Here is a 13,635-nt window from a genome sequence, read left to right on the forward strand (position 1 = left end):
GACGGCAATCGGGCCATAGGTGGGACTGTATTGATGCGTCGTTGCATGCGACCGCCGGCGATTCCCTAGTCGGGAATGACCAACTTAGAGCTTCCGGTGGCAACCGTTCCACTACCTAAAGGCTTGACCCAATACCCGAGGAAGCTCTATAGGGATTGGGCGTCGAGAGATGTCGGCCCGAGGCGGAAGACGGAACTCATTGGAAAAGAGGATAGCCTCTGGCGAGCGCGGAGATGTTCCAATCACAAAGGTGAAACCCATGCTCTCGGGAGATACGTTTTTCGAAGAACAGGCGATGCGTACGCTATCCCATACTCAGTTCGGCGGTGCGGACTTTGGCGAATGCATGGTGACGATGCAGCGCGTACCGCCAGGCGACATGGCGGCGTGGCATCGTGAATGGACTGCCACGGCGGATCGGGTCGCCGCCATCGGCGACGCCTGCGCCGCCGACGGACATGCCGTTAGCGCCAGGGAAGCGTACCTGCGCGCCTCCAACTACTACCGCACCTCCTATCTCATGCTGTTCGGGACCCCCGTGTCTCCTGAGCTGATGCACGCATTCGAACGCGAATCCGCGACCTTCCGTGAGTTCGCTTCTCGTGCGGATCCGCCGCTTGAGCCGGTGGAGATTCCCTACGAGGGCACCACGCTGCCCGGCTACTTTTGCCCATCTGCACGGGCCAAGGGCCGCGCCCCGACGTTGATTGCCACCAACGGCTACGACTCGACCATCCACGAAATGTATTTTGCGTTCGCCGTGGCCGCGAACCGGCGCGGGTATCACTGCCTCCTGTTCGACGGTCCGGGGCAGGGTCGTGCCCTCATCAAGCAGCGTCTGCCTATCCGGCCGGACTGGGAACAGGTCATTCGTCCGGTCGTCGACTATGCGCTCACGCGTCCGGATGTTGATCCCTCGCGGCTTGCGCTCGCGGGCTGGAGCTTCGGCGGCTACCTCTCATTGCGCGGTGCCGGCGGGGAGCCCCGGCTCGGCGCCTGTATCGCGGATCCCGCGTTGATCGGACTCTGGGAGCCAATGAAGAAGATGTTTGCGGAGTTGCCGCCCGATGCGCTGGCCAATCCGCGCGCGGCCGATCCGGCACTGTTCGCACCCTACATAGCCCGCATCGAATCCTCGCCGGTGATGCGCTGGAAGGTCGTGCGGCGGGCATTCTGGGTGCACGGCATCCAGTCGCTCGCCGATTATCTCGCGATCGCGCGCGAGTTCGACAATCGGCAAGCTCTTCAATCGATCCGCTGTCCGGTGTTCCTTGCGTGGGAGGAGAACGACAGCCTGGCAGCGACGGCCCCGCAAGTTTTCGACGGGGTCACCGGTCAGAAGACGCTGGTTCGCTTTCTCGCAAGCGAAGGCGCCGACGGTCATTGCGCGATGAAGGCGCGTTCGCTCTTCCATCAGCGCATGTTCGATTGGCTCGACAGCGTGCTTCCCGCGAAGTGATGTAAGAGGACAGGCGGCCGATCTACTCACGAGTGTGGTGGGCAGCTATCAACGTTGATCCGAAAAGCCAGGACCTATTAGGGATCTATGATGGTGAAGAACTCTGAAATGCGATACCTGCGCCGCTGCGTTGAACTGGCGACGGAGGCGTTGGAGGCGGGTGATGAGCCGTTTGGCTCGGTGCTCGTCGCACAGGTGCATGCTCTTCATCGTCGCTTCCACCGTTCGTCGTAGGCGACATCCTCCTTTTCCCTCGCCTTCATTTCTAAACGCGATAGGATGACATCATCCTATGCTGCTGCTGCTGCGGCGAATCGTCTCTTTGACGCTCGGCCTCGTTCCGCTTTTCCTTATCTGGGCGGGGCTGAGATCCCTGCTGTTTCCCAATCCGCCTCCTGACCCAACGCTGTACTCTGTCCGTGGACAGAATCTTCAGCCTATCAATCCACTCCTGTTTTTCGGCGGTGGGGTCGTCGGACTGTTCGGGTGTTATCGGATGTGCCGGGCGGATGGCGGTTGGAAGTGGGTGCTGGTCTTGATGGCTGTCTTCGTCTATGCGTTGATCCTTCCCGTCATGCAAAATGGGATTCACGGGCCCCCTGGGCAAGGGGCATCATTCGGCACGTCCAGGCAACTTAGGTATTTGGCACATACGGCGACTCGGCTTGCCCGTGAGCAGGGAAAGTTTACATGCGATGCTGCCACGGAACTCACCCAACCGTCCCTGTTTGTTCAGGAAGGTCAAACGCTTTCGTATGTGATCCAATGTGTATCCGATGCGACAGGCCCGGTCGCCGGTACCCCTCCGGAGCGCCCGGGCACTCTCGTCTTCGCCGTCAGTCCTGATCGGAAACGCGCGTGGTTCACCGCCACGGTCCTGGCTCGAACGCCCGACTCGCATGCAACCTGGATCAAGGATAACGGGGGACGCTTCTTCATCGAGGTGCAGCTGTAACGCAGGCTATGGTCGTCCCTTGCGCGATTGCGCAGCAGAAGAAGGGGCCGCTGCCGGCATCAATGGAGGGTGAGGCTGTCGATGTGCTGAGGGGCTAAAGGAAGATCAGCGAAATCGGCAGTTGCGGAGATGTCAGCGAAGGCGGTTCACTGCCGCTTGCGCGACGGAGAAGACCTGCTGGCGTCGCTTCTGATTGACGCCGTCTACCGATACACCAAACCATACCGTGACGCCATTGTCGCCGGTCCGAACATAGATTCGGGTGTCCCAGTAATAGCCGGCATCGCCGACTCCCGCAACGTTTTCCAGTCGCGCACCGCCATCGGAGAGCGTCTTCTTGAACTCGTCGAAACTTTTCGGGGTCGTGGGCCAGAGCGAAATGTTCAGGGTATCGGTCCCTCCGACCGAGAATCGGCAGGCCGTTCCCTTTTCAGCGGTATCGGGGCGCGGCCGTCTGATCGGGCTGCCGAGCAACCGGCCGAGTTCTTCAATGCTCAGCAATGAACAGGCATTTGGCTCGGATGGCTTCTTCTCAGCCGCTGCCGCGTGTGAGGGTTCACCCTGCATTGCGGTGAAAATCGCAATCAGGCCTGCCGCGGTCATAAGGAGCAGTGGCTTCATTGGCACAGGACGAATGTATATGCTTCGAGAGTGAAGCGGCGGGATGCATCAACGTCGAACACGGGCTCAACTTACCTGAAGCGGAGCGGGATGACAACTATGTCTGAGATAAAGCGTGTGAGAACCGTTTCCATGCGGTGTGTGGTCGAGATGACATTCTGATGAGCCCACGCTATGCTCGGGTTCCATTCGCGATCTGTCTGCAGCCTAACGATAAGGAGGAAGGGAATGAATCAAACGAAGCTGGGTCTGTGCGTGGCGGTCGTCGTATGTCTGATGCTCGCCTTCGGAGGACCGATGGGAACGCTACCGTTGGCGACAGCCGAAGAACCGCAGCTCGATCTGAACAGCCCCGACGTGATCAAGCAGGTGCTCGATCAGCAGGTGGGGAAGCGAGTCAAAGTGAAGCTAAAATCAGGGCAGGACATCGAAGGCAAAGTTGCGAGGGTGGGATCCCATGCGGTGCACTTGACCGAGTTGAGCGGCATGGAATTCTTCGACGCGACGGTCAAGGTGGATGACGTGACGACCGTCATCGTCAAAGTGCGCACGAAGTAGTGTGTGACAGGCTAATTTCTTAGAGTCATCTGTGCGGTGCACGTCATTGTGGAAGTTACGTCACAATCAATTCCGTCGGTGCATGAGCAACTGTGTTTTGCGATCAAATACAAGCGGCTCATTCGCTTCCACTATCAAGGGTACGACCGCACAGGAGAACCTCATGATTATGGAGTGCTGAAAGACCACGTAACGGTTCTATTCTATCAAACGAAAGGTGGAAGCAAGACTGGAAAGATGGGTTGGAAGCACATGAACGTGGGTGAGATTCGTCAATTGCAAGTTCTTGATGACTCGTTTCCAGGCGGCCGACCTGTGCCATCCGGCAAGCATAAGAACTGGGATCAGCTATTCATTCGGGTAGATCCGGCCGCGTAACTGCCTTCCAGAGACATGCTCCAACCCGGAATTCTTATTCAACGGCGTGGCTGAGAACTTTGATCTCATTTTCGTCTCGCGCCCTGAGGACGTTCGGGTACATTGTGTTGTGAATAAGAAGGAGGTTGCATGGGCAAGGTGAAGGTTGCGGCGTTTTCCGTATCGCTCGATGGATTTGGTGCGGGACCAGGACAGGCTCTGAAGAATCCGCTAGGCGTTCGTGGATTGGAGCTGCATTCCTGGATCCTCGACACGGACGTCTTTAAGAAAATGCAAGGTGAAGGCGAAGGCACGCATGGCATCGACAATGACTTTGCTGCGCAATCGATGGACAATATCGGAGCCTGGATTTTGGGCCGCAATATGTTCGGGCCGGTGCGCGGTCCCTGGAAAGATGAGTCCTGGAAGGGATGGTGGGGTGACAATCCGCCGTATCATACCCCCGTGTTCGTCCTCACGCATCATGCTCGTGCGCCGCTGAGGACGGAAGGCGGAACGACCTTTTACTTTGTCACCGATGGCATCGAGTCGGCATTACAAAAGGCGAAGGACGTGGCCAAGGGACAAGACGTTCGGATTGGGGGTGGTGCAGCTACGATTCGCCAGTATCTGACTGCCGGCCTAATTGATCAGATCCATCTGGCTCTTTCACCGACTTTCTTGGGCGAGGGGGAGCACCTCTTTGCCGGCCTCAATCTCCATGCTCTCGGGTTCACATCAATCAAAACCGCCGCCGGTGAGAAGGCCACGCATGTGGTCATGGAAAAGAAGTAGACCGCCTTCTTGTGTTCTTCGAGAGTCGCGCCATTCGCGGTTGCGCCTCGGATTCAGAAACCTCTCTTGATTTGCGAGTTTTTGAATCTCGAGGCTGGCGGATGCCACTTCATTTAGGGATTACCCTAGTCCCGATCTGCCATCGTCCATGTATGATTCCGTTGATCCTTCCTGCCTATGGAAAACGGATCCGACCTTCATAGGGTGTTGAAGCAAGGTGCGGGATGATTCGGCAGGCTGTGTGCCGCTGCATTCGCCTCGGTCAGCGCTTCGTTCCGGACGTGGAAACATGCGGCTGCATGGTCGAGTTACGTGGAGGATGTCCGGAGGGCAACGCGGTGAACGGTCATCAGTCCGAGCAGGTATACAAGGGCAAAGGGGCTGGTTAGGATCAGCACGAGTGGAAAGATGTTACTCCCGGCTTGGAAGGCGTAGACCGTATAAATCAGGACGCCGACCATCGGTATGACGGGCACCAGGGCCGCATACCGCCAGCCATCGCGATACCGTCGGAGCAACCGGATCTGCATGATCACATAGACTGGTCCAGCCCACATCATCAGAAAGAAGAGCACATTCTCCCACCATGGTTCCGGACGATTTCTGTGAGCCTCCAATTCGGCATTCAGTCGACTCGCATTCTCGGCGCGCAACCGCTCGATCCACGCAGCCGGTTGGCGTGGGGGTGTCTGTCGTATTCCGGTCCACGTCAACTGGACGGGGATGTCTATCTGGGCCTGTCGTGTGTTCCGTGCGTCAGCCCTGGCGACGATCCTATCGACTTGCGCAGGTTTGTCATGGGCGACCCAGACATCCGCCTCTCCTCTGCCGGCAGGGTAGAGCGGCGACGCGCTGGTAAACGATGAAACACGAGAATGGCCATGGAAGGCCTCAACGTAAATATGGATGGCTTGATCCGTCTCGTAGCCGAGATGTACGTGAAATTCTTCCCAATGTCCAAGGCTGGAGGGCGACGGAGGATCGGTTTCGATCACATGGAGCTGCACCGCGCCGAGTGCCGGCTCGTGGAGCCAGGCGAGCAGCACGAGGGAAAGGATCCATCGAAGGAGGGCGAAACTCCGGCGTCGTGTGCTGGCCTCGTGGCACATGGCAAAAGTGAAACAAGAGCATCGGGAAATGTCCAGCCAATGTTGAGAAACCCCCGGTGCGTGACGTAATGCATAGAACCTATCTTGGGCGTCTACCAGAGCAGGATCCGCTGCATGCCTATCTTCGGTATGACATTCAGCCGCAGATGACCGGCGTTCCAGGCGGTTCGACCTATCGAGTCTTCCGGCTGAACGGCTCCAACGATGTGTATTTGTACGAAGACCGCGAGACTGCCACAAAATTCATCGGCAAATTCTTCCTCTCTTCACGAAAGAATAATGCCGCCAAGGCCGCGTCGCACCTCACGCGCGAGTTCGACAATCTCTGCACGGTGCGGGATTATGGGTTGACGGGCTATCCCCACCATGTCGTGAGGCCGCTGGGACGCCACTACGCGATGAACGCCCTTCTCGTGACCGAGTACTGCGAAGGAGAAATCCTGAGTGACGTGATCCGGGAAAGCATTCGGCATGGCGATCATGGCAGGCTTTCTCACAAATTGACCGCCCTGGCCTATTTTCTATCGGCGTTGCACAATCGGACGGCGGTCGGCGTAGGAGTTGAATTTCATTATGATTGCCACTATATGGACCATTTGATCGGCCGACTCCTGGAAATCTCGGCGATCGGATGGGACGAGGCTCGGGAGTTGTATTGGCTACGAGATCAATGGCGCAATCAGCCGAGGATGTGGGAAGACCAGCAGGTGCTCGTCCACGGGGACGCGACGCCGGAGAACTTTATGTTCGGCCATAACCTGCAAGTCGTCGCGTTCGATCTCGAACGGGCCAAGCGTGCCGATCGCGTCTTCGACGTCGGGCGTATCGCCGGCGAACTTAAGCATTTTTTTCTGCGTGCCAGTGGCAATCCGCATGCCGCCGAATCCTCCATCGGGCACTTTCTTTGGGAGTATGCCTGCCATTTTCCGGATCGCCACAGCGCCTTTCGTTCCATTACCGGACGAACTCCGTTCTACATGGGGATGACGCTGCTCCGCATCGCACGAAATAGTTGGGTCGAACCGGAATACCGACGACGGCTGATCAATGAAGCAAAAGCATGTTTGAGGGGCTTCTAGATGCTCATCAAGGGGATTATTTTCGACGTCAACGGGACGCTGGTGGACATCCGTACGGACGAAGGGTACGAAGAGATCTATCGGATTTTGAGTAATCTCTTGTCGTATCAGGGGATTTCCCTGGATCCGAACGGTCTTAAAGATGTCTATTTCCAGATCATGAAGGAACAACGGACGGTGTCCCGCGAGCGTCACCCGGAATTCGACGCGGTCGGCATCTTCCGTGAGATCATGACGCGATATGCGACCGACTTCACGCGTGGTCTGTCGGCGGTGAAGCTCGAGCAGCTGCCGACGTTGCTGGCTGAAACGTACCGTGCCGCCTCACGCTTCCGGTTGCAAGTGTATCCCGGCGTGGACGACACGATGGCACAGCTGCAGGCGAAATATCGGCTGGCGGTGGTGTCCGATGCGCAAACCGCCTATGCCATTCCGGAGTTGAACGCCGTGGGCTTATTCAGATATTTCGACCCGATCATTATCTCGGGAGCCTTGGGGTGTCGTAAACCTCATGAACGTCTGTTCACCCAAGCCTTGGCGGCCATGGACATGCAGCCATCAGAGGTTCTGTACGTGGGCAACGACATGTACCGCGACGTGTATGGGGCGCAGAGAGTCGGGATCAAAACCGTCTTTTTCAGGTCCAACCAAGGAACGCAGGAAAAGGAAGGCGTCAATCCGGACTACATTATCTATGCCTTCCCAGAGTTACTGAACGCCGTCCGATTCTTCGAGGACCAGTGATTCAGGAACAGTGTGTTTGCTATCGCGGATCGTTGTCGAGCGATGACGCGTGGGCGTGCGATTCTAACCGCACGATAATCCCTTCGTCCGGTCCAAGCCGAAAGCGATCGGCGGTCCAAGTTTCTTCGCCTCGTCGTGGATGGGTGGAGAGGATGAGTGTTCCGGTTCTCGTCGGGATCGACACTGTTTCCAGCAATGAGAAGGTCTGTTCTCTTGCACTAAAATTCAATGCGATCAGCATCGCTTCCGTTTGTCCCTCAGATTGGAACACCCGTTGATAGGCGAGACATTCACGTCCCTCGACCTCGACTGGTTGATAGATTCCAGAGGTCAACGCACGAGACGTTCGCTTCAACCGGATGAGCTGTTTGTAGAGCGACAGCATTGAGCCTCGGTGTTTCTGCTCCCACGCGACGTTCGTTTGCGGCCAATCCGGAGACAGAGGGAGCCAGGGCTTGTCGGTCGTGAAGCCGGCCTGGGGACTATCATCCCAAGGCATTGGAGTTCTCGCCGGGTCCCGTCCGGCCTTCCATGGCCAATAACGGATCGTGTAGGGATCGCGCAGATCCGACCGCCGAAGCGTTCCGTCTCGTAGTCCCAATTCTTCCCCATAGTAGAGAAAGGGAGTTCCGCGAAGCGTAAACAGAAGGAGCGCCGCAGCCCTGGCACGCCGGACGGGATCGCCATTCTTGCCGTAGCGGTCGATATGGCGGGATTGGTCATGATTGCTGAAGACGACCGGAGGCCAGCCGCCGTGCGGCACGGCCCGGTCGCTCTCGTAGATCAGCCGACGAAACGCATTCAGGTCCCAAGACGAGCGGAGCAGGCGAAAGTCGAACACCTCATGCAATTCATCCGAGCCGGTCCCATAGAATGCCGCCGGTCCGCCGGGAGTGTCCGATGATGCCTCGCCGACTAGAAGGATGTCGGTGCGATCTTTGAGAGCGGCCCGCAGCGCTCGGAGGGCCGCATGAGTTTGGGGCTGGTCGCGGTCGTATAGGTGCACTTGGCGATAGTAGCTGCGCCAAGCCAATCGACGGGGGTTGTCTGGCCAATTGGTGTCTTTCCCGAGCCAGTTGATCGCGTCGAGCCGAAAACCGTCGACACCGCGGTCGAGCCAAAAGCGAACCACATCGAAGATGGCATCGCGCACCGCGGGATTGGTCCAATTCAGGTCCGGTTGCTGAGACAGAAACGAATGCAGATAATACTGGCCCGTGTGCGGATCCCTGGTCCAGGCTGAGCCTCCGAAACGCGCGGCCCAATTGTTCGGAGGACGGTGTCCTGTCTTCCCAGCGGCCCAATAATACCAGTCACGTTTCGGGGACGTGCGGGATGATCGCGATTCGACGAACCAGGGATGTTGGTCCGACGTATGATTCAGGACGAGGTCCATCACGATTCGAATGCCGCGGCGATGGGCTTCGGAGATGAGACGGTCAAAGTCCGCCAGAGTCCCGAAGCGCGGATCGATGGCGCAATAGTCCATGACGTCATAGCCGAAGTCATCCATGGGAGAAGGATAGATCGGCGAAAGCCAGATGGCGTCGACACCAAGCGAATCGGAGGTCCCATTGAGGTAATCGAGTCGGCTGATGATACCAGGGAGATCGCCGGCTCCATCCCCGTTGGAATCTTGAAATGACCAGGGATATATCTGATAGACGATGGCAGATTCCCACCAGTGAGGATCTGGATGAATCCGGGTCATGCTCGACCCTACCTCAGGTCCTACCATTTGGACAAGCGGCGGCCGAAATCTCTTCATTCGCGTGTCATCTGCCGCCTAGTCAACGGGCTTCCGCGCGACTCTGCCCCCAATTGCAGAAACTGGTCATGCCGATCGCGAGGTCGTCATGCATGCTCCGGAAGAGGACGGAGGCAATCGATGTCGATTTGTCGACTCCCCTTCGACTACAAGGTAAGGGGTCATACCTCGTGTTATGTGTGCTCAGCCTAAACCTATCAAAAGGGAGAAGTCATTTATGGGTTCCAATACCATTCGGCTCCATCGTGTATTTCGATCCACACCGGAACGGATCTATAAGGCATTCCTCGACGCGGATGCCATGACCAAATGGCTGCCGCCAAATGGATTCACGGCAAAGGTGCATCATATGGACGCGAAAGTCGGCGGCACCTTCAAGATGTCCTTTACCAACTTCACCACGGGCAAGAGTCACTCGTTTGGCGGCAAGTATCTCGAACTCGTGCCGCACGAACGGATTCGCTATACCGACCAGTTCGACGATCCGAATCTACCTGGCGAAATGCGCGTGACGGTCACGTTGAAGAACGTCTCCTGTGGTACGGACGTGAACATCGCGCAAGAGGGTGTGCCGGAGGTGATTCCAGTCGAAGCCTGTTATCTCGGCTGGCAGGAATCGCTAATTCTTCTGGGAAAACTCGTCGAAGCGGAGATCCCGGACTGAGGGATTGAACAATTGTGCTCATCTTGCTTTTATGTATAAATGGACTCGGGAGGAGGGTTTGTCGGCGAGGACAACGGGAGGATGGTCATGGATGTCACCACGCTCAAAAATATCGCCGGGCAATCGGAACTCAATAAGCGGGGAAAGGTGCTGGCGAGAATCGGCGAGGCGAACGTATGCGTCTCACGATTTTCTCAACATCCGAAATGGGAGATTCATCCCAAAGGGGAAGAAGTGCTGATCGGCATCTCCGGGGAATTGAGCGTCGTCATTCTCGATCCGTCCGGTCCCCGGACGATTGTCGTCAAATCCGGCGATGTGGCGGTCGTTCCAGAAAACACATGGCATTCTCCGGTCCCTCATGGCGAAGTGTCCGTCCTGAGCATGGGGGATTATGCCGGGACGATTGTGTCCAACAACGATGATCCGCGGCAATAGCAGGCGAAAAGAAAAGATGGATGGGCGTAACCTCGGAGCGCTATGAACCTCTACGACATCGACCTCGTCACCATCGACGGCAAGCCGCAGAAGATGGCCGCCTACCGCGGCAGGACATTGCTCATCGTCAACGTCGCGAGCGAGTGCGGCTTCACGCCGCAGTATGCGGGGCTGCAGGTGCTCTACGAAAAATTCAAGGACAGGGGATTCGTGGTGCTCGGTTTCCCTTGTAACCAGTTCGGGCACCAGGAGCCGGGCGGCGAGGCTGAAATCGGGCAGTTCTGCTCCAGAAATTACGGCGTGACGTTTCCAATGTTCGCCAAGATCGACGTGAACGGCGCGAATGCCCATCCGCTCTACCAGTATCTCAAGTCGGAAAAGCCGGGGATTCTGGGCACCGAGGCGATCAAGTGGAACTTCACCAAGTTCCTTGTCGGGTCGGACGGCACGATACTGAAGCGCTATGCCCCGAGCGACAAGCCTGAGGCGATCGAGGCGGACGTGGCGGCGAAGCTATAGGACTGACGGAGAGACGTTGGTCCGCTGAGGTGAGCGATGTCGTGGCTCTGCTCATGGCTCCTCGGCCCCGAGGGGCTGTGGGTTGTGATCTGTTTGTTCGCGTATCTTGCTGCGGTTTCAAACAACCCCTCCACACCGGCCGGTAACGAGTTTCTCGAATCGCTCTGGATTGCGATCCCGCTTGTCGGCGTTCCGCTCACGTTTCTGACCGGCTATCTGCCGGGAGGCTGGAGTGGGCGGTGGCTATTGCGTCTCATCGTCGCATCGCTCTTCGGCGTGGTGGTTGCCTCATTTCTCGCTGCCAGCGGGGTCGATTATCACGACTCGCGTAACTCCGGTTTGATGGCCGCGCCATTCTACAGTCTGACCATCGGCCTGTTTGTGCTGATTCCCGGCGCGGCGATCGCGGCGATCGCGGCGATCCTCTTGTTTTGGCGACGGAACAAGGCTCATGGCAGAGGATGATCGTCCTGCGGTCCCGTATAGGGGTCACGTCAACCGGCCGATCATGCTGAGTGTTATACTGTCTCGCAGACAGACGACCGATCCAGGCTGGAGGCGGGAGATGCGAGAAGCACAATCCACGCGGATGCCCGGTGCCATGATGGCTCTCGGGAGCATGGTCGCAGTCCTGACGTTGACGGCCTGCGAGAGCACACCCAAGTGGGTCAAGACCGGAGTCTACACCGGCTCGGACGCCAAGGCGTTTTACAGCACGGGAGAGGTCATGGGGATCCGGAACGAACCTCTCGCCTGGGATGTCGCCGAGAATCGGGCACGGGCCCAGATGGTGAAGATTCTGTCCACGTACACCGCGTATCTGATGCGGGACTATGCGGCGTCGACCGTGGGGTCCGATTTCAAACGGACGGCCGAGGAGCAGCATGTCGAAGAAGCGACGAAGACGTTTGCCGCCGCGACCCTCAATGGAGTGCGGCCCGTCGACCGGTATAAGGACGAGAAGAAAGGGATTTACTACGTCGTCGTCAAAATGGAACTCGAGGATGTGAAAGACATGATCGTGCAGTCAAAGGAACTGAACGGTCAGATGCGGGACTATGTCCGCAAAAATGCGGATCGGGCTTTTGAGCGGCTCGAGAAGGAAGAACAGAAACGGGAAGCACCGGTACAGAAGCCGAAGGAATAACGTCGGGTTCATCTCCTCTCCACGTCAGTCCTCCCCACGATAGGGTTCTGCCAGCCTCCGGCGGGCGCGATGAAGTGGTCGACTTCGCGCGGCCCCCACGTGTTCGGCTCATATTCGTAGACCGGTGTACGCGCCTTCAAGGCACGATCCACGACGCGCCAGGCTTCTTCCACATAGTCTTCACGGGCGAAGAGGGTGGGGTCGCCGGCCATCGCGTCCGCGAGAACCCTGGCGTAGGCGTCCATGTCATCGGTTCCGGGCCAGTGGCTCGCCACCATTTCCACGGTTTGCCCGATCATTTTCTCGGCTTCGTCCATGACGGTCGTACCGAACGCGATGGTCACCTCCGGGCTGATTCTGAAACGGAAGTAGTTGGGCTCGGACGTACTGGTGGGAAACAGAGTCGGAGGGCGTCGAAGGCGGACGACGATCTCGGTGCACGTCACCGGCAGACACTTCCCCGCACGAATGTAGAATGGAACGCCTTGCCAGCGCCATGAATTGACGTTCAGCCGCAGCGCGACGAACGTTTCCATCTGCGAGTCCGGGGCCACACCCGCCTCGTTCCGGTAGCCGCGAAATTGCCCGCGCACAATGTCGATCGGCTCCAGCGTCGGAATTGCCCTGAGAATTTTGACTTTTTCGTCCCTGACCGACTCGCTGTCGATTCTCACCGGAGGTTCCATCGTCAAGTACGCCAGGACTTGGAACAGGTGATTTTGCACCACGTCTCGCATGGTGCCCGTTCCGTCGTAGAACGCCCCTCGGCCTTGTATGCCGAAGCTCTCGGCCATGGTGATCTGTACGCTCTCCACGTGCTCGCGATTCCAGAACGGCTCCAAAAACGCGTTGGAGAAGCGGAAGAAGATCAGGTTGTGTACGGGACGCTTGCCGAGGTAATGATCGATACGGAAGATCGCGGGTTCATCAAAGCTCTTCAAGAGGATCCCGTTGAGCAGCTGTGCGGACTTGAGGTCCGTCCCGAACGGTTTTTCGACGATGACGCGTCCGGCATGATCCGAGCCCGACTTCGCCAATTGCTCGATGACTGTTTCGAACAATACAGGCGGAATGGCCAAGTAATGAGTCGGCCGTACGGCTCCCTTGAGCGCATCGCGGATCGCCTGAAAGGTGGCAGGATCTCGATAGTCGCCGTCCACGTAACGCAGCAAGGCGGTCAGCTTGGCGAAGGCCGCCGGGTCGATGCCGCCGTGCCGCTCGAGACTCTCACGGGCCCGTTCCCGAAACTGCTCCAGCGTCCAGCCGGCTTTGGCGACGCCGATGACCGGCACGTCGAGACGCCCGCGCTTCACCATTGATTGCAGGGAGGGGAAGATTTTCTTGTAGGCGAGATCGCCCGTGGCTCCAAAGAAGACGAGAGCATCGGAGTGAGAATCGCTCATCATCAAGTCTCCAATCCCT

The 13,635-nt window shown here is 57.8% G+C and carries 16 protein-coding genes and 1 pseudogene; 13 read left to right on the plus strand and 4 right to left on the minus strand.

Features of this window, described 5'->3' with window-relative positions; genetic code table 11:
• Positions 1 to 259 precede the first annotated feature (259 nt).
• The 3 genes and pseudogenes from NSJP_RS11660 (at position 260) to NSJP_RS11670 (ending at position 2,414) form a co-directional block, all read left to right on the plus strand.
• A complete protein-coding gene (locus NSJP_RS11660) occupies positions 260 to 1,459 on the plus strand; it encodes an alpha/beta hydrolase family protein (RefSeq protein WP_172834296.1) in 1,200 nt (399 codons plus the stop codon).
• An 87-nt stretch (positions 1,460 to 1,546) separates the two neighbouring features.
• Positions 1,547 to 1,651: pseudogene (locus NSJP_RS11665) on the plus strand (nucleoside deaminase); the annotation flags it as partial.
• A gap of 100 nt (positions 1,652 to 1,751) precedes the next feature.
• Positions 1,752 to 2,414 carry a hypothetical protein gene (locus NSJP_RS11670; RefSeq protein ID WP_080887061.1) on the plus strand — a complete coding sequence of 221 codons (663 nt, stop codon included), beginning with the start codon at positions 1,752 to 1,754 and terminating at the stop codon, positions 2,412 to 2,414.
• A gap of 132 nt (positions 2,415 to 2,546) precedes the next feature.
• On the opposite strand, the gene NSJP_RS11675 is transcribed toward NSJP_RS11670, so the two are convergent.
• A complete protein-coding gene (locus NSJP_RS11675) occupies positions 2,547 to 3,017 on the minus strand; it encodes a hypothetical protein (protein ID WP_080887062.1) in 471 nt (156 codons plus the stop codon).
• A 246-nt stretch (positions 3,018 to 3,263) separates the two neighbouring features.
• Between NSJP_RS11675 and NSJP_RS11680 the strand changes: the two genes are divergently transcribed.
• From NSJP_RS11680 to NSJP_RS11690, 3 genes are all read left to right on the plus strand, one after another.
• Positions 3,264 to 3,593, plus strand: coding sequence for a hypothetical protein (locus NSJP_RS11680; protein ID WP_080887063.1), 330 nt, complete (start codon positions 3,264 to 3,266; stop codon positions 3,591 to 3,593).
• Positions 3,594 to 3,629: 36 nt separating this feature from the next.
• Entirely contained in the window at positions 3,630 to 3,971 is a 342-nt protein-coding gene (locus NSJP_RS19525) for a hypothetical protein (protein WP_197685410.1), read from the plus strand.
• Positions 3,972 to 4,100: 129 nt separating this feature from the next.
• Positions 4,101 to 4,745 carry a dihydrofolate reductase family protein gene (locus NSJP_RS11690; protein WP_080887064.1) on the plus strand — a complete coding sequence of 215 codons (645 nt, stop codon included), beginning with the start codon at positions 4,101 to 4,103 and terminating at the stop codon, positions 4,743 to 4,745.
• A 308-nt stretch (positions 4,746 to 5,053) separates the two neighbouring features.
• Here the strand turns inward: NSJP_RS11690 and NSJP_RS11695 are convergent, their stop codons facing one another.
• Positions 5,054 to 5,791: a hypothetical protein gene (locus tag NSJP_RS11695; protein ID WP_155970129.1), complete on the minus strand. Its 738-nt coding sequence runs from the start codon at positions 5,789 to 5,791 to the stop codon at positions 5,054 to 5,056.
• A 131-nt stretch (positions 5,792 to 5,922) separates the two neighbouring features.
• Between NSJP_RS11695 and NSJP_RS11700 the strand changes: the two genes are divergently transcribed.
• Together NSJP_RS11700 and NSJP_RS11705 are read left to right on the plus strand one after the other, a co-directional pair.
• The gene (locus tag NSJP_RS11700) at positions 5,923 to 6,933 is read left to right on the plus strand and encodes a phosphotransferase family protein (protein WP_080887066.1); all 1,011 of its coding nucleotides are present in this window, start codon (positions 5,923 to 5,925) and stop codon (positions 6,931 to 6,933) included.
• Complete coding sequence (locus NSJP_RS11705) at positions 6,934 to 7,677, plus strand: HAD family hydrolase (protein WP_080887067.1); 744 nt, start codon at positions 6,934 to 6,936, stop codon at positions 7,675 to 7,677.
• Positions 7,678 to 7,696: 19 nt separating this feature from the next.
• On the opposite strand, the gene NSJP_RS11710 is transcribed toward NSJP_RS11705, so the two are convergent.
• A complete protein-coding gene (locus NSJP_RS11710; protein ID WP_080887068.1) occupies positions 7,697 to 9,388 on the minus strand; it encodes a glycoside hydrolase family 13 protein in 1,692 nt (563 codons plus the stop codon).
• A 274-nt stretch (positions 9,389 to 9,662) separates the two neighbouring features.
• Here NSJP_RS11710 and NSJP_RS11715 point away from each other — a divergent pair, with 274 nt between their 5' ends.
• The 5 genes from NSJP_RS11715 to NSJP_RS11735 all read left to right on the plus strand — a co-directional run bounded on the left by NSJP_RS11715 (position 9,663) and on the right by NSJP_RS11735 (position 12,213).
• Positions 9,663 to 10,109: an SRPBCC family protein gene (locus NSJP_RS11715; protein WP_080887069.1), complete on the plus strand. Its 447-nt coding sequence runs from the start codon at positions 9,663 to 9,665 to the stop codon at positions 10,107 to 10,109.
• Positions 10,110 to 10,196: 87 nt separating this feature from the next.
• Entirely contained in the window at positions 10,197 to 10,547 is a 351-nt protein-coding gene (locus tag NSJP_RS11720; RefSeq protein ID WP_172834297.1) for a cupin domain-containing protein, read from the plus strand.
• A 42-nt stretch (positions 10,548 to 10,589) separates the two neighbouring features.
• Entirely contained in the window at positions 10,590 to 11,066 is a 477-nt protein-coding gene (locus NSJP_RS11725) for a glutathione peroxidase (protein ID WP_080887071.1), read from the plus strand.
• 36 nt (positions 11,067 to 11,102) lie between these two features.
• The gene (locus NSJP_RS11730; protein ID WP_080887072.1) at positions 11,103 to 11,531 is read left to right on the plus strand and encodes a hypothetical protein; all 429 of its coding nucleotides are present in this window, start codon (positions 11,103 to 11,105) and stop codon (positions 11,529 to 11,531) included.
• 100 nt (positions 11,532 to 11,631) lie between these two features.
• Positions 11,632 to 12,213, plus strand: a complete 582-nt coding sequence (locus tag NSJP_RS11735; protein ID WP_080887073.1) for a hypothetical protein — start codon at positions 11,632 to 11,634, stop codon at positions 12,211 to 12,213.
• Between the two features lie 8 nt (positions 12,214 to 12,221).
• Here the strand turns inward: NSJP_RS11735 and zwf are convergent, their stop codons facing one another.
• Positions 12,222 to 13,616 (minus strand): glucose-6-phosphate dehydrogenase, encoded by a 1,395-nt coding sequence (gene zwf / locus NSJP_RS11740; protein ID WP_080888579.1) that lies wholly within the window; start codon positions 13,614 to 13,616, stop codon positions 12,222 to 12,224.
• Between the last annotated feature and the right edge of the window lie 19 nt (positions 13,617 to 13,635).

It is taken from the genome of Nitrospira japonica (genome assembly GCF_900169565.1).
Classification (GTDB): Bacteria; Nitrospirota; Nitrospiria; order Nitrospirales; family Nitrospiraceae; genus Nitrospira_C; species Nitrospira_C japonica_A.